The 470-nt window shown below is 66.6% G+C and carries 1 protein-coding gene; it reads left to right on the top strand.

Annotated elements, in window-relative coordinates:
* Nucleotides 1-71 precede the first annotated feature (71 nt).
* A partial coding sequence (locus NX780_RS25115) for a helix-turn-helix domain-containing protein (protein ID WP_258830618.1) occupies nucleotides 72-470 on the top strand: 399 nt, incomplete at its 3' end.

Raw genomic sequence — 470 nt, forward strand, 5'->3', positions numbered from 1 at the left:
CTGCTTCTCGAGCCGCTTGTACGGGCTGCGCAACTACCGCCGTCAGCTGCGCGTGTCGCTGGAGAATCACCATGCTGCTGGCGCACCGGATCAAGATTCAGCCGACGCTTGAGCAGCGTGGCTATTTCGCGCGCGCGGCCGGCACCGCCCGCCGGGTATGGAACTGGGCCCTCGCCGAATGGCAGCGCCAGGCCGCCGCGGGCGGCAAGCCGAACGCGATGGCGCTGAAGAGGCAGTTCAACAGGATCAAGTACTCGGACCCGGCCTGGCTTGACGGGAACGGCCAGCCCTGGCTGCGCACCATCCATCGCGACGCGCATGCCCAGCCCTTTTCGAACCTCGCCAGGGCCTGGACCCGCTACTTCGAGCAGCGCCGCGCAGGAAGGCAGGCGCATCCTCCGGTATTCAAGAAAAAAGGGCGCTGCCGCGATGCGTTCTACCTGGCCAACGACAAGTTCAGGGTCGAGGGG

Source organism: Massilia agri (assembly GCF_024753255.1).
GTDB classification, from domain to species: Bacteria; Pseudomonadota; Gammaproteobacteria; order Burkholderiales; family Burkholderiaceae_D; genus Telluria; species Telluria agri.